At 28.7% G+C, this 20,490-nt stretch carries 16 protein-coding genes; 12 read left to right on the top strand and 4 right to left on the bottom strand.

The genetic code is table 11. The features are described from left to right. Positions 1 to 8 precede the first annotated feature (8 nt). A complete protein-coding gene (locus tag ACPKM0_RS10730) occupies positions 9 to 422 on the top strand; it encodes a flavodoxin (protein ID WP_472475831.1) in 414 nt (137 codons plus the stop codon). A gap of 397 nt (positions 423 to 819) precedes the next feature. After that, positions 820 to 1,845 (top strand): aspartate-semialdehyde dehydrogenase, encoded by a 1,026-nt coding sequence (gene asd / locus ACPKM0_RS10735; protein WP_472475833.1) that lies wholly within the window; start codon positions 820 to 822, stop codon positions 1,843 to 1,845. A gap of 121 nt (positions 1,846 to 1,966) precedes the next feature. On the opposite strand, the gene ACPKM0_RS10740 is transcribed toward asd, so the two are convergent. Continuing rightward, a complete protein-coding gene (locus ACPKM0_RS10740; protein ID WP_472475835.1) occupies positions 1,967 to 4,114 on the bottom strand; it encodes a U32 family peptidase in 2,148 nt (715 codons plus the stop codon). Between the two features lie 443 nt (positions 4,115 to 4,557). On the opposite strand from ACPKM0_RS10740, the gene ACPKM0_RS10745 reads away from it, so the two are divergent. From ACPKM0_RS10745 to ACPKM0_RS10765, 5 genes are all read left to right on the top strand, one after another. Next, entirely contained in the window at positions 4,558 to 6,456 is a 1,899-nt protein-coding gene (locus ACPKM0_RS10745) for a phosphoenolpyruvate carboxykinase (GTP) (RefSeq protein ID WP_472475837.1), read from the top strand. 113 nt (positions 6,457 to 6,569) lie between these two features. Continuing rightward, positions 6,570 to 7,508: a helix-turn-helix transcriptional regulator gene (locus tag ACPKM0_RS10750; protein ID WP_472475839.1), complete on the top strand. Its 939-nt coding sequence runs from the start codon at positions 6,570 to 6,572 to the stop codon at positions 7,506 to 7,508. A gap of 62 nt (positions 7,509 to 7,570) precedes the next feature. Continuing rightward, positions 7,571 to 7,714 (top strand): hypothetical protein, encoded by a 144-nt coding sequence (locus ACPKM0_RS10755; protein ID WP_472475841.1) that lies wholly within the window; start codon positions 7,571 to 7,573, stop codon positions 7,712 to 7,714. Positions 7,715 to 7,889: 175 nt separating this feature from the next. Beyond that, positions 7,890 to 9,188, top strand: a complete 1,299-nt coding sequence (locus ACPKM0_RS10760; RefSeq protein WP_472475843.1) for a uracil-xanthine permease family protein — start codon at positions 7,890 to 7,892, stop codon at positions 9,186 to 9,188. Between the two features lie 90 nt (positions 9,189 to 9,278). Next, positions 9,279 to 10,163 carry a ribonuclease D gene (locus tag ACPKM0_RS10765; RefSeq protein ID WP_472475845.1) on the top strand — a complete coding sequence of 295 codons (885 nt, stop codon included), beginning with the start codon at positions 9,279 to 9,281 and terminating at the stop codon, positions 10,161 to 10,163. Here ACPKM0_RS10765 and ACPKM0_RS10770 read toward each other — a convergent pair. After that, positions 10,160 to 11,086 carry a ketopantoate reductase family protein gene (locus ACPKM0_RS10770; protein ID WP_472475847.1) on the bottom strand — a complete coding sequence of 309 codons (927 nt, stop codon included), beginning with the start codon at positions 11,084 to 11,086 and terminating at the stop codon, positions 10,160 to 10,162. The two genes, ACPKM0_RS10765 and ACPKM0_RS10770, sit on opposite strands and share 4 nt — an antisense overlap. A gap of 69 nt (positions 11,087 to 11,155) precedes the next feature. Next, on the bottom strand, positions 11,156 to 13,723 hold the full coding sequence (gene xdh / locus ACPKM0_RS10775) for a selenium-dependent xanthine dehydrogenase (protein WP_472475849.1): 2,568 nt from the start codon (positions 13,721 to 13,723) through the stop codon (positions 11,156 to 11,158). A 237-nt stretch (positions 13,724 to 13,960) separates the two neighbouring features. Between xdh and ACPKM0_RS10780 the strand changes: the two genes are divergently transcribed. The 5 genes from ACPKM0_RS10780 to ACPKM0_RS10800 all read left to right on the top strand — a co-directional run bounded on the left by ACPKM0_RS10780 (position 13,961) and on the right by ACPKM0_RS10800 (position 19,082). Continuing rightward, on the top strand, positions 13,961 to 14,377 hold the full coding sequence (locus tag ACPKM0_RS10780) for a DUF3842 family protein (RefSeq protein WP_472475851.1): 417 nt from the start codon (positions 13,961 to 13,963) through the stop codon (positions 14,375 to 14,377). A gap of 150 nt (positions 14,378 to 14,527) precedes the next feature. Then, positions 14,528 to 15,556: a DUF1893 domain-containing protein gene (locus ACPKM0_RS10785; protein WP_472475853.1), complete on the top strand. Its 1,029-nt coding sequence runs from the start codon at positions 14,528 to 14,530 to the stop codon at positions 15,554 to 15,556. Further along, entirely contained in the window at positions 15,549 to 16,370 is an 822-nt protein-coding gene (locus tag ACPKM0_RS10790) for a metal ABC transporter permease (protein ID WP_472475855.1), read from the top strand. Before ACPKM0_RS10785 ends, ACPKM0_RS10790 begins: the two co-directional genes overlap by 8 nt. Next, positions 16,348 to 17,103, top strand: a complete 756-nt coding sequence (locus tag ACPKM0_RS10795) for a metal ABC transporter substrate-binding protein (protein ID WP_472475857.1) — start codon at positions 16,348 to 16,350, stop codon at positions 17,101 to 17,103. Before ACPKM0_RS10790 ends, ACPKM0_RS10795 begins: the two co-directional genes overlap by 23 nt. A 305-nt stretch (positions 17,104 to 17,408) precedes the next feature. Next, on the top strand, positions 17,409 to 19,082 hold the full coding sequence (locus ACPKM0_RS10800; RefSeq protein ID WP_472475859.1) for an ammonium transporter: 1,674 nt from the start codon (positions 17,409 to 17,411) through the stop codon (positions 19,080 to 19,082). 55 nt (positions 19,083 to 19,137) lie between these two features. Here the strand turns inward: ACPKM0_RS10800 and ACPKM0_RS10805 are convergent, their stop codons facing one another. Further along, complete coding sequence (locus tag ACPKM0_RS10805) at positions 19,138 to 20,421, bottom strand: transglutaminase domain-containing protein (RefSeq protein ID WP_472475861.1); 1,284 nt, start codon at positions 20,419 to 20,421, stop codon at positions 19,138 to 19,140. Positions 20,422 to 20,490 lie beyond the last annotated feature (69 nt).

Below are 20,490 nucleotides of genomic sequence, written 5' to 3' on the forward strand. Positions count from 1 at the left end.
GAAAATTTATGAAAAGTGTAGTAGTTTATTGGTCAATGACGGATAATACAAAGCAAATGGCAGATGCTATCAAAGATGGTGGTGGTGAAAATTGTGATATCTTTGAAGTTAATGAAACTAATGCTGGTGATGTAGCTAAATATGATTCAATAGCATTAGGTTGTCCTGCAATGGGAAACGAAGTATTAGAAGAAAATGAATTTGAACCTTTCTTTGAAGAACTGCTTCCTTTATTAAAAAAACAAAAAGTCTTTTTATTTGGATCATATGATTGGGGCGATGGTGAATGGATGAGAAATTGGCAAAACAGATGTGAAAGTAATAATTTAAACTTAGTTTCTGAAGGCTTTATTACTAATCTAGAACCAGATGATTCTACTATTGCTAATTTAAAAGAAATTGGTAATAAAATTTCAAATTAACTGTGATTTTAACTGAATTTAAACTCTACTTATAAAAAAAGTAGAGTTTTTTTTGTTCAATATCTTAAATTTTTATAAATATTAACAATCATTTATTCATTTTTATATTTTAATAAATTTTTATAATCTTTTTTTATCAAATGCAAAATCATACCTACCAATAGGAGTTTATTAATCAAAATGCACATTTTTGAAGAAAGTTATTTAACTATCTTTAAAAATAAAATGAACAAATAACCTAAAGAATAAGTTTAATATAATAAACTTTTATGTTAAAATAATAACATTCTGTAAATTTATTAACATTTTTCTTTAAAATGTATTGATTTTTTAACGAAAAAAATGTAATGTAGTTAAAAATCGAAAAAAAACAGGGGAAACCCGAGAAGGAAATGATATGGAAAAAAAGATTAATGTAGCTGTAATTGGCGCAACTGGTGCAGTAGGTCAGGTATTTATGTGGATGCTAGCTGACCACCCTTGGTTCAATGTAGCATATGCAACTGCTTCTGCTTCAAGAGTAGGATTAAATTACTCTGAAACTACTCATTGGATTCTTCCTTTAGAGATGCCAAATTCAATTAAAAATATTAAGATGAAAGAATTTAATTTTGATTCAATGAAAGAAGCTGATGTACAAATTGTTTTTTCTGCATTACCTGCTAATATTGCTAGAGAAGCAGAGCCACAATTAAGAGCTCATGGATTTTATATTTTCTCAAATGCAGCAGCAATGCGTTATGATTCTAATGTACCTATTCTAATTCCTGAAACAAATCTTGAACAGCTAGATTTAATTAGAGATCAAGGTTATCCAAACACAGGTTTTTGTGTAACTAATGCTAACTGTGTTACAACAGGTTTAGCAATGGCATTAGCGCCTCTAAGACAATTTAATATTAAATCAATACATATTAATTCATACCAAAGTGTTAGTGGTGCAGGTTATCCTGGTTTATCTTCACTAGATATTACTGACAACTGTATTCCTTTTATTAACGGTGAAGAAGCTAAAATTGAAAAAGAAATTAAAAAGATTTTATCAATTGATCCAGAAGTATATGCGTTTACTGTTAGAGTACCTGTTATGTTTGGTCACTTAGAAACTGTATGGCTTGAATGTGATGAAAATGTAAACGAAGACGATATAATCAAAGCTTGGGAAGATTTTAAAGTTGTAACTGACTTACCTTCAACTCCAGAACAACCTGTAGTTTATAGTAGCGAACAAACTTTCCCTCAACCTAAATATGCTTTCTGGGGTAACCCAAGAGGAATGGTTGTTTACACAGGTCGTGTAAAGAAAAAAGGTAATAAACTAGGTTTTGCTTTAATGGTAAACAATATCGTTAAAGGTGCAGCTGGTGGTTCTATTCAAAATGCTGAAGCATTTGTTAAAAACTACGGCTTATTAGAAGTGTAATCTACATATTAATCTAAAGAATTATTTATATATCACCTTGAGATGAAAATATAAATAATCAAATGGAGAAAATATTAAGAGAATAAAAAAAATGTCTAAGTTACTAGGAGGAGTAATCCTCCTAGTTTCTTTTTATTAAATAAGTTAATTCATTATTTGAAATTACGGTATATTCTTGATCTCTTTGAGTAATATTATATCTACAATTTTTTTTCGTTTCACCTAATGAATCAAAATTAAAATTAGTTCTTGAAATAAATAAAGGTGGAATAAAATCTTTTTCTATTCTTGTTGGAATAAAAGGCCATTTAGAAATATCTCCAACTACTGTTTCCAAAAACAAGTATCCTCCAACTAAATTTAATTCTAAATCTAATAATGTTTGAGCTGAAAATCTATTAGCTAAATAAAAATAAATATCCGCATAAACCTTAATATCTTTATCTTTTATCCAATTAATGTGGGCTATATTATTTAGCCCTATAAAAAAAGAATTTTCTAAATGTCTTTCCTTTATATTATTATATAGTACAGATAAATTATTAATTTGTTCATATTCATTAAAAAAAACAGGAGGTAGTGGTAAATAATATTTATCATCAATTATAATTAAATCTTCTACTAAGGTTGGAACTTCTTGAAAAAATGGTAATTCATATTTTGTAAGCAAAGATTTATTTGGTAAATCTATAGTATTATTAAGAGGATGAATAATCTTATCAATTTCTATTTCTTTATTTATATAATCTTCACATAATAAATCAATTTCTTCATAAAAAGCTCTTCTCAATTTTTTTATCTCTGATAATGGCAAGAAAATAGATTCTGTATCAAATGTAGAATTATTGATAATTTCAATTTCATCAACTTCGAAATTGCTTTTTTGAGATTGTTTAAATATATTCTCAATCTTTGTTTTATATTCACTTTTTTTATGAGAAATTTGGACTTTATATTCTTTTTTGCAATCAACTTCATTAATAAATGGAAAAATTGCTCTTATTTTTATTAAATCGTCATATATAAAAAATTGAGCTTTAGCATAATTTTTAGAAATCGGCATTCTATCAATATTAATTTTTTTCTCATCTTGATCATGCTTTTTTATTAAATATAAAGAATCCCCTACATTAAGATTATCTTCTCTATTTGTTAATAATAAATAAACTCTTTGATTTTTCTTAGCTCTTTTTATTTCTTGTTTTCTATTATTTAAAAGGCTTTTTACACTAAATTTAATATCAAGTGGGATTTCATTATTCTCGTTAATAAACATTAACCCATCATGCAATGATAAATCAGTTTCTAAATTTAAAAGAGCAAAATAATCATTATATATTCTTTTAATTTCTATAACTTCTGAACAAAAGACTCCTTTATGAGACGGATAATAATTATCAACCAAATTAATTTTGTCATTATCATAGTTATCCAACCACCCTTTTGAACTATTCCTTGAAAAAGAAGTTTTCACATCTTCAATTAAATGTTCATAAGGTTGATTATCTAAAATGGCACGATAATATTTAGTTACAGCAGATACGTATGAAGGGGATTTCATCCTTCCTTCAACTTTTAAACTATCTATATTTATATCTTTGAGTTTTTTAACAGAATCACTAGAATCTAAATCTTTCATTGAAAAGAAATATCCATTGTCATTATCTTTAGTAAACCAAGTTCTACAAATTTGAGCACAAGCTCCTGCATTTGCACTTCTTTTAGTAATTATTCTACTTGCCATACAAAGACCTGAGAAACCATAACAAAGAGCACCATGAATAAATACCTTTAATTCTACATCCTTACATTTCTCTCTTATGTTTGAAATTTCATCTATTGTTAATTCTCTTGATAATACAACTCTAGTAAAACCTAATTTTTGCATAGCTTTCACACCTTCAACAGAATGAACTGCTAATTGTGTACTACCATGCAATTCTAAAGTCGGGAAAAAATTATTAATTATTTTAGCAACACCTAAGTCTTGGATAATTAGACCATCACTTCCAATTAATTCAATTTTCTTTAATAGTCTTATTATTGAAGGAAGTTGTGCATCATATATAACAGTATTAATAGTGATATAAACTCTTTTATTATTTTCTTTTGCAAAGGCATATATCTTAGAATATTCTTCAATGCTAAAATTAGTTGCATTTTTTCTAGCAGAAAAACTTTGTAATCCTAAATAAATGGCATCTGCTCCATCTCTAAATGCAACTAATCCACTTTGAATTGATCCAGCCGGCATTGCTAATTCTATCATTCTTATTTCCACCCATTATTAATTTAAACCAATAATACAATAATAATTCTATTTATTCATTAATTATAGTAAACAATATTTCATATTTTTATATACAAAAGTTGCAAATATACTCATATTCTATTCATTTATTTATAGATATATAAAAATATACCAAAATTGTTATATAATTATAGGTTTATAGTAAAAAATAGTTTTAATACTATTGAAATTTATTATGTTTTTTTTTATTATATGGCAAGGAAATACAATAATTTTTGTATACAGATTTTTGGTCAGTTATACACTAATATTATATTGATTTTTTTTTCTATTAAGAGATAGAATATCTATGTTAGATGGTTATCATCTAAACTATTTAAGAAAACATAATAATTACAAATTAAAAAATGTAATTAAAGATTTATGGTGCATTTTTTTAAGATTCACCAAAGGAGAATTAAATGAATTCTAAGTATGCCGATTTACTTAAGAGCAAAATGAATGAAGCTAGCTACCAAAAGCTAACAGCACTAGAAAACGAAAAAGTTTTTAATTTCGTTGGACAATTTGCTGAACACTGTAATCCAGCAAGTATCTATGTATGTGACGACAGTAAAGAAGATGAACAATACATTAGAGAACAAGCTGTAGCTAAAGGCGAAGAATTTGTATTAGCAAATGACAAACAAACTATCCACTGGGACGGTCCTAAAGACCAAGCACGTGACAAAGTAAACACACGTTACATGGTATACCCAGAAAACCTAGAAAAAATGAAAAGCTTAAACTCAGTAGCTTATGATGAAGGTTTAGAAGAAATCATGTCTATTGCTAAAAATAACATGGAAGGTAAAGAAGCTGTTGTTAAATTCTTCTGTGAAGGTCCTGCATTCAGTGAATTTACAATGCCTTGTGTACAATTTACAGATTCATTCTATGTTGCTCATTCAGAAACTATCCTTTACAGACCTGCTTATGAACATTTCAAACAAATGCCTGCAGAAGAAAAAGATGAATTCTTCAGATTCATTCACTCAGCTGGTGCTCAAGATGAAAGAGGTTGTTCAGTAAATGTTGATAAAAGAAGAATCTACATGGATACTCAAAACAACATCGTTTACTCAATGAATGCACAATATGCTGGTAACACTGTTGGTCTAAAAAAACACTCAATGCGTCTTGCTATCAACAAAGGTGGACAAGAAGGTTGGTTATGTGAACACATGTTCGTTATGGCTTGTGTAGACGAAGATAAATCTCGTAAAACATATTTCGCAGGTGCTTACCCATCAGCTTGTGGTAAAACTTCTACAGCTATGATTCCTGGTGAACAAATTGTTGGTGACGACATTGCATATTTCAGAAACATTGATGGTGAATTCAGAGCTGTTAACGTTGAACAAGGTATCTTCGGTATCGTTAAAGACGTAAACGCTAAAGATGACCCAGTTATTTTTGAAAACTTAATGAAAAACCAAGAAGTAATTTTCTCAAACATCCTACGTGGACCAGATAACAAACCTTACTGGTTAGGTTCAGGTTTAGATACTCCTAAAGAAGGAGATAACTTCTCAGGTCCTAATTGGTTTGAAGGTAAAAAAGACGCAGCTGGTAATGAAATCAAATGTGCTCATGGTAACGCTCGTTACACAATGAGATTAGACTACTTAGATAACTTCGATGAAGCTGGTTTCACTGATAAAAAAGGTGTATTAGTAGAAGGTGTTCTTTACGGTGGTCGTGATAGTGATACTACAGTTCCTGTTGAAGAATCAGCTTCTTGGGAAGAAGGTATCTTATTAAAAGCTTGTACTTTAGAATCAGAAACAACTAGTGCTACTTTAGGTGCTGAAGGTGTTAGAACTCCTAGCCCAATGGCTAATATGGACTTCTTATCATACCCATTAGGCCAATATACTTTAAACAACATTAATTTCGTTAAAGATCTTAAAGATGTTCCTAAAGTATTCTCAACTAACTATTTCTTAAGAACTGCTGATGGCGATTTCTGTACAGATAAGTTAGCTAAGAAAGTTTGGTTACACTGGGCTGAAGGTAGAATTCATGGCGAATACGAAGCTTTAGATACTCCTACTGGTAAAATTCCTCTATATGAAGATCTAAAAGCATTATTCAAAAAATACTTAGACTTAGATTATACTTTAGAAGAATATACTTACCAATTCACATTCCGTTGTGACAAATGGATTGCTAAATTAGAAAGAAGTGAAGCTTACTTCAAAAAAATGGACGAATTCTGTCCAGCTCTAATTTTCGAAAAATGGGATGAGTTCATTAAGAAAATTGTTGATGCTAAAGCTAAATATGGTGCAGAAATTAAACCAGGTGAATACAAATAAGAATATATTTCTTATACTACAAATAGCCGTCTTTTTGACGGCTATTTTTTTCATATATATTTATCTAATATTTTATTCTTTATTTCTAACTAACTGTATGATAATTTATATATATGAGCCAGACAGAAAGAATAATATACATTGACCAAAAATTAACAAACAAAACACCATTAACAGTTAAAAAATTAGTTGATAAATTCGAAATTAGTTCTCGTCAAGTAAAAAGAGATATAGAATATATGAGAGATCGCTTTTATGCACCAATCATATATGATCATAAAAATCATTATTATATATATGAAGAAGATTTTTCCTTAACATCACCTAATGATGATAAAACTTTAATATTTAAAGCAATTTTCGACAATTTTAGCCATGCTAATGGACTTCAACCTCTTTCTTCTTCTCTAATTTCACAAGGAATTGATTCTACACTAGATAATGAGGCAATAGAATTATCTAAAAAAATTTTATTCTTATCTCCAATAATAGATTTACCTGATAAGGATATTTTTTCAAAAGTTTCCTTTGTAATGAAAAACAATTACTGCTTAAAATTTTCTTATACATCATTAAGGAATATAAAATCTAGCAGAACAGTTCAACCTCTTCGACTAGTTAATGATGGAAGAGCTTGGTATTTAATCGCTTATGATTTAGATAAAAAAGAATTAAGAAATTTTCATTTATCTAGAATGGAAAATCCTAATCAATATATTTGTGAATATCCTTATAAAGAAAATGAAACAGAACTACAAACTTATATTTCATCAGGATTTGGAATATTTATGAATAAAATTAGTCATAAAGCAACAATTGAATTTAAAGGTACAGCTGCTCAAATTGTTAAAACACAAATATGGCATAAAGATCAAAAAATCATTTATAAAGAGGATAAAATTTTTTTAACTCTACCTTTCACATCATATGAAGAAATATTATCTAAAATATTATCTTTTGGTTGTCTCTCAATACCAATAAGTCCTGACAAACTAGTTGATTTATGGAAAGAAGAAATTATTAAGATGAATAATTTATCAAAAAAATATTAAGGGGACATTATATGTCCTTAGGTATACCTTATTCTTAGAACAGAAAAAAGGAGATGCCTCATATGGAAGAAAAATATTTATTCAAAAAACCACTTAATCATATATTAAATAATAAAATACTCCTTATAACTTTATTATTTTTAATTGTTCTATTATTTCCATTAATTGTCTTAACTGGGGCATTTTTACCTGTTCTGAAAAAATAATTTCTTCCTTTTTTCCAATTTTCTTCAATTTTGTTGCACTCTGTTGGAGAAAAACCTTAATTCCCTCTATTCTTTTTAAATAGGGGGTTTTCTTTCGTATAACAAATTTGGTATCGTATAATGACTAATCATAAAGTCATAAAAATTAACAACCAACAATTTCTTAGGAGTTTTTATGTCGGATAAATTTATTTCAGGTGCTGTTTATGGCCCGAGTGAAAAACCACCCGTCGGAGAGTGGATTTTTTTAAGTATTCAACACGTATTCGCTATGTTTGGTGCTACTATCTTAGTTCCAATATTAACAGGACTAAATCCTAGCGCTGCTTTATTCAGTGCAGGTACAGGAACATTAATTTACATAGTATTAACAAAAGCAAAAGTACCTGCATTTTTAGGTAGTTCATTTGCCTTTATACCACCAATTATTATGGTATCAGCAACTTTTGGTTTACCTTACGCTTTAGGTGGAGCTTTTTGTGCTGGTATTTTTTATGCAATTGTTGCTGCAATAATTAAAGTAGCAGGACATAAATGGTTAGATAAAGCATTACCTCCAGTGGTTATAGGTTCTGTAATTATTGTAATCGGTTTAAATTTAGCTCCAACTGCAATGAGCATGGCAATGAATGACGCATCAGGTGTATATAGCATGACCTCCTTAACAATAGCTTTAGTCACTCTATCTATTACAATTATTGCAAATATATTCTTTAAAAGATTTTGGGCTTTAATTCCTATTTTAATTGGTCTAACTAGTGGATATATATTCACATTAATTATGGGCTCTTTCTTCCCTGCTTTCCACATCATAGATTACTCTCACATCAAAGAAGCTGCTTGGATTAGCTTACCTTCTTTCGCTTTTCCTAAATTTAATTTAGTTGCTATACTCTCATTTATCATTGTATCTTTCGCTACAATGTGTGAACATCTTGGAGATATTCTTGTATTAAGTAATGTTGTTGGAGAAAACTTTTATGAAAAACCAGGTTTACACAGAACATTGTTAGGGGATGGTGTTGCAACTGCTTGGGCTTCACTTTGGGGCGGTCCTCCAAACACAACTTATGGAGAAAACATAGGAGTTCTTGCTATTACTAAAGTTTACAGTGTTTGGGTTATTGGTGGTGCTGCAATATTAGCAACTTTATTATCATTCTTTGGTAAATTTGGAGCATTAATACAAACTATTCCGACCCCTGTTTTAGGTGGTATTTCAATGTTACTATTTGGTATTATTGCTTCTAGTGGACTTAGAACATTAGTTGAAAGTGGAGTAAATTACCAAAACAAAAGAAACCTTACAATAAGTAGTGTAATATTAGTAATTGGTATTGGTGGTGGTATGATATCTTTCAATATTAATGAAAATCTTACTTTCGCTTTAGGTGGTGTAGCTTTAGCAACATTAGTAGGTATTATCTTAAATTTAATACTACCTGAAGCAAATCCAGATCAAACTTATATTTAGTATAATTATATTTTAACTATATTGGGCTTACTTCAAGTAAGCCCTTATTTTTGTCTTTATTATTTATTAAAAAATGTATATTGTTATCATATGCATGAATATATACTAATTGACAGTGATACAAAACTTGAAGAATTAATTAATTACTTCATTAATAATAAACTAACTACTATTGCTATGGATTTTGAAGGAGAATTTAATCTTCACATATACGGAGAACATCTTTGTTTAATTCAATTATTTGATACAAAAGATTATTATATTATTGATCCATTTGAAGTTTCACAAGAAAAATTAAAACTATTTTTAGAGAATAAAAAAATAGAGAAAATCATGTTTAGTTGTGATAGTGATTCATCATTAGTAAAAAAACAATTTAATATACAAATAAAAAATATCTTTGATGTAAGAATACTCGCTTTAGATCTAGATTTTGATAAAGGATATAGTGCCTGTGTTGACAAATATTTGAATATAAACATTGGAAATAAATCTTCAAAGAAAAAAAATCAAATGACAAATTGGCTAAAAAGACCTTTAAGAGATACACAAATTCAATATGCTCTTGAAGATGTTGCATATCTTCACCAACTTAAAAAAGTTTTAATTGAACTTTCAAAAAAAGAAGATACCTATAATCAATCAATGAGAAAAATGAAACGTGCAGGAATAATAACTAAAGAGCCAAAACCAGGTTGGATAAAAATAACTAATTGGAAAAGACTAAGTAAAGAGAATAAAATTTATTTAAAACATTTTTTTATTGCAAGAGATATTGTAGCTAAAAAAATGAATGTTCCAGCTGTGAGAATATTAGAAAAAAAGAAATTAGTTACTCTTTTATCAGTTTATCAAGATGAAGCAAAACTAAAAGAAACTATAAAAAATAAAAATTATAAAATAGAAAGAATGCTTTATCCATTAATGAAAAAAGCTATAGAAGATGCTAAAAAAGAAATTAGAGCAAAAGGTTAATTCACCTTTTGCTTCATCATTTCATTTTTATATTCTGCCCCTTGTGCTAAATAGTAAATTGATTCACAATATGGGACTGTTAATCCATGCTTTTGAGCTAAATCAATAACTGTTTTGCTAAAGTATTTATTCTCAGTAGTTCTTGAAGCTTCAATGTCTTGACACATTGATGTCTTACCATAGATATCGAGGGTAACTATCAAAGCTTGATTACTATCTATATCTTCATCAGTTATAATAATATCTTCTTTCAAAGCTACTAATTGAACTTCTTTAGCTACTTTATATAATAAATTTTTAACATCTTCACTTTTAAAGATGCCATATCCACCTCTCAATATTGAAGATATAGTATTATAACAAGTATTCATCATGAATTTATTCCATAAATCATGAAGTATATTTTTTGGGATTAAATAATCCACTTTTGCTAATTTTAATAAAGATTCAACTGCTAAAACTTCATCAGTTAATTCATTATTTTTGCTTCCAAAAACAATTTTACCTTCTGTTGAATAATTAATTTGTTGAACCAAATTTTCACTACTTAACCCTACTGCAAAACTATATAGAATTGTTGATTTAGGAAATTCTGTTTCTAAAATACGCTCAGAAACAATTCCATTTAATAAAGATAAAATTATAGTATTTTCATCTACAATGTGTTTTATATCATTTATCACCTGATTCAAATGATTGTTTTTTGTGGCAATGATTAATAACTGAGGCTTACTAGCATTTTTAGAATCTACAAAATTATAAGATTTTTTAACACCATTAATAATAATTCCATTTCTTTGATATCTTTCTTTTCTCTCTCCATTTACAATTACTTCAAAAGAATCAACAACTGAAGAAATTTTATCACCATATAAAGCTCCTACAGCACCAAAGCCAATAACGCTAACCTTACTTATTTTCATTTAAGCCTCCAAAGTAAAAATATCCTCTCATTTATTTGAGAGGATACCATATTTTTTTTATTATGTCTTTTATTTAGCTTCTTTTTTCTTTTTGTAAGGAGTCCCACCTAATGGTAACTCTTTCCTAAATATTCCATCATATAATTGATATGCCATTTGGCAAGCAGGCGCTGTTGCTATAGTGCTTAATTCACCAATTCCTTTAGCACCATATGAATATTTAGTTTTACCAGGTCCTGTAACAAATCTTACATCAAGTTCAGGGACTTCAGTACTTCTAAATAAACCAAGAGTTCCATATTTAACTTTCAAATAGCCACCATATGTTGGAAAATCTTCCTTCAATCCATAACCTAAGCCCATTACAACTCCACCTTCAACCTGTCCTTCTAAAGTTGTTAAGTTAACAGGAGTTCCAACATCACTTATTGCATAAACTTTCTTTAATTTTCCATCATCATCTAATTCAACTAGTTGAGTTGCATAACTATATGCTAAATGGCTTACAGGATGTTTTTTCTCTGAAGTTATTGGATCTGAATAAAAAGTGAATTCACCATGAAATTCTTTGCCTTCTAACTCTTCTAAACTATTAGTTTTCAAAGCATCTCTTAACTTTTCAGCAGCTCTTTTTATAGCTTCACCAGTAAAAGCTGTTTGTCTACTTGCAGTACTACAACCAGAATCAGGTGTTCTTTTAGTATTTGGAGGTTCAACTAATATTTTTTCTTTATTAATATCACAAGTTTCACCTAACATCTGAGTAGCCATAGTTGCAATGCCTTGTCCCATACATGCTGCTGAAGTTCTAATATGAACAATTGAATCTTCAATTGATAAAATACATCTACCAGAGTCTGGAAAACCTACACCAATACCAGAGTTTTTAAATGAATTTGCAAATCCTATCTTACCAGGATTTTTATAATAAATTTCTCTAGCCTCATCCATACATTCCACAATTCCACAATCTTCAGAAGTAATTTGTCCATTTGGCATTACATCACCAACCCTTAATGCATTTAAATATTTAAATTCAAAAGGATCCATGTTTACTTCTTTTGCTAATAAATTAAGATTAGCTTCAATTGCAAAACAACTTTGAGTAACTCCAAAACCTCTAAAAGCACCACCTGGAACATTATTTGTATATACAGCTTTTCCAACAATATCAATATTTTGATAATTATATGGTCCTGAAGCATGAGTACAAGCTCTTTGTAGTACAGGGCCACCTAAAGAAGCATAAGCTCCAGTATTTGCAATAATTTCGGCCCTCATAGCAGTAATTTTACCATTTTCATCACATGCTGTTGTAATATCCATTTCCATTGGATGTCTTTTTGGATGAACCATTAAACTTTCTTGACGTGATAAATGTAACTTAACTGGCTTTTGAGTTAAATATGCCATTAATGCTGCATGGTGTTGAACACTCATATCTTCTTTACCACCAAAACCACCACCAACTAAAGCAGCTTCAACCTCTACATCTTCTAGAGGAAGCTTTAGCATTCTAGCAACTTCTCGTTGATCATCATAAATTGATTGTGAAGAAGTATAAAGTTTTACACCATTTCCTTGTGGGAAAGCAACCGAACACTCAACTTCCATAAAAGCATGTTCAGTATATGGTGTTTTATAAGTATTTCTTACTACATGTGCACTATTTTTGATAGCCGTATCTACATCACCTCTAGTGATATGTTCAACTTGAAGAATATTACCACCTTCATGAATTTTAGGTGTTGTTTCCTTCATAGCTTCATGTACATCAGTTATAGCAGGATATACTTCATATTCAATTTCGATTAAAGATAAGATTTCATCTAATGCATCAATTTCAGTAGCTGCAACAACTGCTATACCATCTCCGATATAACGAGTCATATCTCCTTCTTTAATTAATACATCCCAATCATGTACTAAATGTCCTAATTTATTTTCAGGAACATCTTTTTCTGTAGCTATTCTTACACATTTAGGGTGAGCTTCCGCTTTAGATAAATCTAATTTTACAACTTTAGCACGAGGATAAGCGCTTCTTAAGACCTTTAAGTGTAACATACCGTCAATATTTATATCATCGGCGAATACACCTCGTCCTAAAGCTTTTTCCACTGCATCTGGTCTAATTAACCTATTGCCAAGTTTAGCTTCTACATCATTTTTTAAAACAGAAAGGTTCTCTCTAAAATATCGAGCACAATCTAGAATTGCTGCCTCGATTTTAACATAGCCTGTACATCTGCAAATATTACCCCTAATAGCTTTTTTAACTTCTGTTGGGGTTGGATTATTATTAACATCAATTAAAGCTTTTGCAGCTAAAATCATCCCAGGTGTACAAAAACCACATTGTACAGCACCTGCATTTGCAAAGCAAAATCCGTAAACTTCTTCTTCTCTTTGGCTAAGACCTTCAATAGTGATAATTGATTTACCTTCTAACTTTGAAGTCTTAACTAAACAAGCTTTTGTGGCTTTACCATCAATAATTACAGTACAAGTACCACATGCGCCTTCACTACATCCATCTTTAGTTCCATAGAGATTAAGATTCTCTCTTAAAAATCTTAATAAAGATTTGTCTACATCCGTTGATATTTGTCTACCATTAACGCTGAAAGTATGCACAGCGTTCCTCCCGGTTTGCACGTTGTGCGTGAAAATCTGCGTGTCGCTTAGTTTAACGATTGGTTAAGTCTGTGATACAACGCTACATATATAATCCCATACCTAAATAACTCTTGTCAATATATTTTTATAGATATAGTTAATAATAAAGTTCTTACACAGTAATAAGATATAGAAAAAATTAAAAATATTACTATTAGTTTTTACACTATGGGAAAAATACTCTATAATTAAAATATGAGTAAAAAGAAAAAAATAACTGTTATAGACGGACAAGGTGGAAGTCTTGGTAAGGTCTTAGTAAAAAAAATAAAAGAAAATTATCCTAACATTGAAGTTATTGCTATAGGAACTAATAGCATAGCTACTTCATCTATGCTTCAAAGTGGTGCAGATGGTATAGCAACAGGTGAGAATCCTGTCATTGTAGCAGCACGAGATGCTGATATAATAATTGGACCTGTTGGTATAGTAATAGCGGATGCTCTCCATGGTGAAATTACACCAAAGATGGCTGTAGCAGTTGGTCAAAGCAAAGCACATAAAATATTTATTCCTATTTCAAGATGTAATTTGACTATTGCAGGAACTAGTAAATTGGGACTAGATATATTAATTAATGATATTATTGATTCAATTAAAAAAATAATTTAATAAAACAAATTGACATAAAAAGATTTAACGTTTATTTTAACTAAAAAGGTGTCAAGAAGGCACCACTAATTATTAAAATTAAGATAGCCAGGAAGGCTTAGATATTTTTATATTTAAAGCTTCCTAGCTATTTTTTTTTTGGAGTAAATGATGGAACAATATTTAAAACCACTTATTGAAGGAACTACACTCAACGTCTTTAACGATAATGAATTGATTTTTAAGTCTTCAAGCAACTGGCTTTACCCTTTATTTGAATTTGAAAGTTTTCTATTAAATTCAAGTAAAAAGTATAATAATTTAAGTGCACATGATACAGCAGGTGGAAAAGCTGCTGCTGCATTAATGATAAAATTTAATATAAAAAAAGTTAATTTTAATTTGCTAAGTGAAAGTGCAAAAGCCTTATTTGAAGATTATAAAGTCTTAACAACTTACACTGAATTAGTTGATAAATTACAATGTAAAACAGAAGAAATTTTAGAAAATGATAATGAAATAGATAGAATATATTCCAAAATAAAAATAAAAGCAAAAAAAACTCAAGGATTATCTATAAGTATTAAAAACTTAACTATAGGTTATAATAATAAAGCTATATACACTTTTAATAATTTCCATATCGAGGGGGGGGACACATTATTAATTGAAGGAGATAATGGAATTGGAAAAACTACATTTATAAAAACTCTTCTACAAGAAATAGCACCAATTGAAGGAAATATTTTAATAAATAATGAACCTATTAATAAATTACCTCCAAAAACAATTGGATATATAAAACAAGAAAAAGAAAATCAAGATTTTCCAATAAGTGTTAAAGAAGTTGTTTCTATGGGAATTAGTAATAAACTTAGTAAAACTGAAAAAAACTATTTATTAGATACTAGTCTTAGAAAATGTAAAGCTATTAACTTAATAAATAGAAATTATTATTCACTATCCGGTGGAGAAAAGCAAAAAGTATCTCTTGCAAGATGTTTGTGTCAAAAAGCTAAAATATTGATTCTTGATGAACCTACCTCTTTTCTAGATAAAGAAAGTAAAATTCAACTAATCACTTTGCTAAAATCACTAAGTATTAGTGAAATGCCAACTATTTTATTAATAACGCATGATAAAGAATTAAGAGAACAGCTTAACTGGAATATTTATAAAATGGAGAAGAAAAATGCTTAGTTTGTTATCATTAGCTCCAATTTTTAAAGCTTTTATCGCACTTATTTTATCTGGTATTTCATTTCCACTTTGTGGTGTAATGATTCTTAGGTTAGATTTAGTCCCATTAAGGTATGCATTAATGCATGGTGTTATTTTAGGAGGAGCAATTGCTCTAGCTCTAAATTTTTCCCCTTTACTAGTAATAATATTAGTAAATTTATTTATAGTTTTTTTAATAATAAAAATACCTACAACAAACTCTTTCTCCTCAGCTGCAGCAATGGTTTTTTCTATGGGATTAGCGTCTTTATTGATGCATACTTGTAATGTACCATCAAAAGATTCTCTACAATTACTTTGGGGATCTCCATTTGCATTAAGCTATTTTGATATTATTACTTTAGCTGTATTAACAATTTCAATCTTAGTTTTTCTTTATTTCAATTTCAACAAAGTCTTATCTATTTTTTTTGATAAGTCTATTGCTACAAGTTTAGGAATTAATGTCGATTTCTATTATAATTTTATGATAGTAATCATTGCTTTATGTGTTGCTTTAGCAATGAGATTAATTGGAGCATTATTAATTGATGCTTTATTAATATTACCAGTATTAATAGCTAGTAGATTATGTAAAGGTACTAAATCATTATTTATATTATCTTCGATTACGGGTCTTATTTTAGCACTTTCAGGCTTTTTTACAACTCTTTACACTGATTTTCCACTAAGTGCAACAATAGCAATAATCGCAGTATTAATTTATTCAGTAATTTCAATATTAAAATATAAAATAAACAGAGGTAAAAATGAAAAAAATATTATCAATTAGTTTAATATTATTAAGTGTCAGCTCAATGCTTTTTTCACAAGGGACAAAAGAAATTGAATCAAATTATGTTGCAAGCACAAGTTGGACAGCATCTTATGCATATGTAGGAGGATTAGATAATGTAATTAGTATTGCACCTGCAGATTTAGTCCATCCACCTGAATATGAAATATTACCAAGTGACATAAAAAAAATACAAAAAAGTAAGGCTTTTATTTTTGCTGGTTACGAAGTAATGATGGACACTTTAAGTAAAAATATTATCGATGAAGATATAAAGTTACAAATTCAAACTGTAAATACTTTAGACAATATTAAAGTCCAAGCAAAAGCTATTAGCGAAAAATACGGTACACAAGAAAAGAGTAATTTTAGGGTTCAGGAAATTGAAGATTTATACGCCTATGCGAAAGAAGAAATAAAGAAAAAAGGATTGGATAAAAAAAATTCTTATGTTCATTTTCATCAAGTTGCTTTTGCTAAATCTCTTGGTTTAAATGTTGTAGGATCCTTTGGTCCAAACTCAGTTAGCACAAAAAATATTGAAGAAGTTTCAAAATTAGATAACGTTCTAATTATTGATAATGTTCACAATCAATTGGCCTCTCCATTAGAAGAAGTTAATCCAAATGCTACTAAAATAGTTTGGAGGAATTTCCCTAATGTTAATACAGATGATGCACTTTTTAATATGCTAAAAGAAAATATAGATACATTAATAAATGTAAATTAATTTAACTTATAAATTTTTTATTACATTATATTTCTTTCTATTGTAAACAATTATTTTTATAAAAAATATTTTTTCTTATTTTTTTTAATTTTTTATATTGACAAAAAATCATAAAAATAATAAAAATAGAACATACATCAAAGGCGATGCAAATTTATTTTGCATTGTCTTTTTTTATTTTTTTATTGCACCTATAAAAAAATCTTTTTTTATCAGTTAGTTTTTCGATGCATTCGAAAAAACCACACAATGGCGTGTGATCCATTATAAGGATCACGCGCCTTTTTTATTACCAGGAGGAAAAAATGTATTCTTCAGTTGACACATTATGGGTACTACTCGGTGCTGTTCTTGTATTTTTTATGCAAGCGGGTTTCGCGATGGTCGAAACAGGATTTACTAGAGCTAAAAACAGTGGAAATATAATTATGAAGAACTTAATGGACTTTTCATTAGGTACTATTGTTTTTTATATTATTGGTTTTGGTTTGATGTTCGGTAGTGGCAAATTTGTTGGACAATTAGATTTCTTTGTTAAAGGAGATTATTCTTCAACTTATCCAACTTATGCTTTCTTAATTTTCCAAACAGTTTTCTGTGCTACTGCTGCTACAATAGTTTCAGGAGCTATGGCAGAAAGAACTAAATTCTCTTCTTACTGTATCTATTCTGTAATTATCAGTGCTTTAGTTTATCCAATTAGCGGACACTGGATTTGGGGTGGAGGATGGTTAGCAGAACTTGGATTCCATGATTTTGCTGGATCAACTGCTGTTCACATGGTAGGTGGTGTTGCTGCTATTATTGGAGCAAAAATTTTAGGACCTAGAATTGGTAAATATGACGAAAATGGAAAAGCAAAAGCTATCCCAGGTCATAGTTTAACATTAGGTGCTTTAGGTGTATTTATTTTATGGTTCTGTTGGTTTGGTTTTAATGGTGGTTCTACTGTAAGTTTATCTGGTGATGATACAATCCTTAGTGCTTCTAAAATTTTTATTACTACTAACTTAGCAGCTGCAGTTGCTGCAACAGCTTCAATGGCTCTTACTTGGATTAAATATAAAAAACCTGACGTATCAATGACTTTAAATGGAGCTTTAGCAGGTTTAGTTGGTATTACTGCAGGATGTGATGCTGTATCCCCAATGGGAGCAATCATAATCGGCTTAGTTTGTGGTATCGCTGTAGTATATGCAGTTGAAATTGTTGAAAAGAAATTTAAAATCGATGATCCTGTTGGTGCTTTCTCAGTACATGGTGTTTGTGGTGCTTTAGGTACTTTATTAGTTGGTTTATTTGCTACAGATGGTGGATTATTCTACGGTGGTGGAACTGCTTTATTAGGAATTCAAGCTTTAGGCGTAGTTAGCGTAATAATTTGGGTTACTATTACAATGACTATAGTTTTCTTAGTAATTAAAAAGACTGTTGGTTTACGTGTAACAGAAAAAGAAGAAATCGCAGGTTTAGACTTAGAAGAACATGGATTAGACAATGCTTATGCTGACTTTATGCCAATTGTAACTGGCGCAGGGGTTCCATTAGATCTTGATGAAGAAGGTGCTCCAACAGCTGATGCTAGCAAAGCTGTTAAAGTTGTTGATAAGCGTGATTCTAAAACTTCTGCTCTTACAAAAGTTGTTATTGTTACTAAGAGAAGTAAATTCCCTGAACTTAAGAAAGCTTTACATGATATAGAAGTTACAGGATTAACTTTAACTAATGTAATGGGATGTGGAATGCAAAAAGGTGTTACTGAAATGTATAGAGGTACCCCTGTTGATATGACTCTACTCCCTAAGATCAAAGTTGAAGTTGTAGTTTCTAAAGTTCCTGTTTCAACTGTTGTTGATACTGTTAAGAAAACACTTTATACAGGTCACTATGGCGATGGTAAAATGTTTATATACAATGTTGATAACGTTATTAAAGTTAGAACAGGTGAAGAAGGCTATGATGCTCTTCAAGACGATTAAAATAATAGAAGATAATTCTATATCTCCAAGCACTGAAAAGTGTTTGGAGATTTTTTTATATTAAGATATCAAATCTATAAATATTATCATAATATATAACTTCTATAGTTTCATTATTTTCTATAATTTCAAAAATATATTGTTCCTCTAATAATATTTTTTTTGCCTTTTCAAAATCACCTTTATTAGAAAATAATAATTTAAAAGTATTAATTTGTTTATTATATTTTTGATTTATTAAAGTAGATAATACTTCTTTACTAACTGTGTTTATAAAAATTATATCATCCTCTTTTTCAACTTCATCTAATAAAAAAACTACTGTATCAGTTAAATCGTTAATATAATAATTAATATTATTTACTATATATCCTTCATTTATCAAAATATTAAAAAGATTTTCTTTATCCAATAAAAAAGATTTACACTTATTAAAGTCGATATTGTTTTTAAAAGTAAAAATTAATGGTGTTTTATAATTTATTACCTTATTAAGAAGAATTTGTTTTATTACATTTTCATTAAATTGATTAAAATAACAACCTATATTATTAAGATAGAAATAATCTATACTTTTAGTTTTATTAACTTGTGAACTAATTATATGATCTTTTCTTATTTGCTCATCTAAAATACATAGATAAGAATAATCTATGAATATATCATTTGAATCTGCTTGAGTTACATCTATGTGATACCAATTTTCATCTATTTCAACCATATTCCAAGCATGATTTTCATTCGATGAAATAAAAAAGCCTTCTACTATATAGCAAGGAATATCAAAAAAATCCATCAAATATTTAAAAGATTTAGCATAAGATGCACAAACACCTCTATTTTCTAGCATAACACCGATTAAGGATTGATCATCATAATTTATATTATAAGTTGATTTATTACACAAATATTCAAAACAATATTTAACAATTTCAAATTCACTAAATCCCAAAGTCTTAAAATACAAATCATATTTTATTTGATTTAATTTTCCATCAATATTATCTAAATCATTTAATATGCTTTCTTTATAATCAACAATTATTTTAGCAGAAACTATATTATTATTTATAGAGTTAGTTGAAAGATTAAACTTATTAGTAACATAGAATAACTCAGGATTATCATTTAAAACAGAATAATAAATATTACTAACTTCATCAAAATCAAAAATATCAATACTTATATCATTCTTTTTGTTTTTAATCGCATTGAGTATAACTTTATAAGTTTCTTGTTCTTCTTTGTTTAAATTTTGATAATAATACTCATAAGAAAATAAATTCTGAGTAGCATATAAAATAATAATAAAAATAAGTAGTATTCGTTTAATTTTCATCAATTCATTTCTTCTTTTCTAGTATTATATCATATTAATTATTTTTTTTCTTTTTCTACTTATCAATCT

The sequence above is a fragment of the Pleomorphochaeta sp. genome, assembly GCF_050031695.1.
Taxonomy (GTDB): domain Bacteria; phylum Spirochaetota; class Spirochaetia; order Sphaerochaetales; family Sphaerochaetaceae; genus Pleomorphochaeta.